The following is a 581-nucleotide window of genomic DNA, read 5'->3' on the forward strand; positions in this document are numbered from 1 at the left end:
AACGTACTGACGCATGACCCGGCGATTGTCGCCATCGGCGTGGAAAACTATGCGGATATGCGTTTTAAAGATACGGCGCGTAATATCCGTGAAACCGGAGAGTTTACAGTGCATATCGTGGATGATGCACTGGTTGAACAGATGGAGATCTGCGCCATCAAGTTTGGCCCGGAGGTGGACGAACTTGAGTTAGCCGGGCTGGAAACCACACCCGGTGAAATGGTACGCAGTCCGCGGATTCTGGCCGCCCCGGCCGCGCTGGAGTGCCGCCGCCATACCACTTTACAAGTGGGCCCGGCACGCGAGATTATTCTCGGCGAAGTGCTGGGCGTTTATGTCCGCAGCGATGCGGTTAACCTGGAAAACCTGCATATCGATCAGCAGTTGATGGATGCCGTTGGCCGTATGGGCGGGCACACCTATACCCGCACGCGCGACCAGTTCGATATTAGAACCCTGAGCAGCGAGGAGTGGGAACAGCGGAATGTCGCGGCGAAACCTGCCGTGGAATAAGCTCAGGGATTCTGGCGGCCGGGCCACCGTCCGGTCAGCCTTATTGCCGTGATGGCATCATCCTGATC

General features: G+C 57.7%; 1 protein-coding gene. It reads left to right on the forward strand.

Translation table 11 applies throughout. The features are described from left to right. The coding region (locus WH277_RS00540; RefSeq protein WP_339503752.1) for a flavin reductase family protein at positions 1-513 on the forward strand (513 nt) is incomplete at its 5' end. Positions 514-581 lie beyond the last annotated feature (68 nt).

The organism is Erwinia sp. MYb416, assembly GCF_037479575.1.
Classification (GTDB): domain Bacteria; phylum Pseudomonadota; class Gammaproteobacteria; order Enterobacterales; family Enterobacteriaceae; genus Erwinia; species Erwinia rhapontici.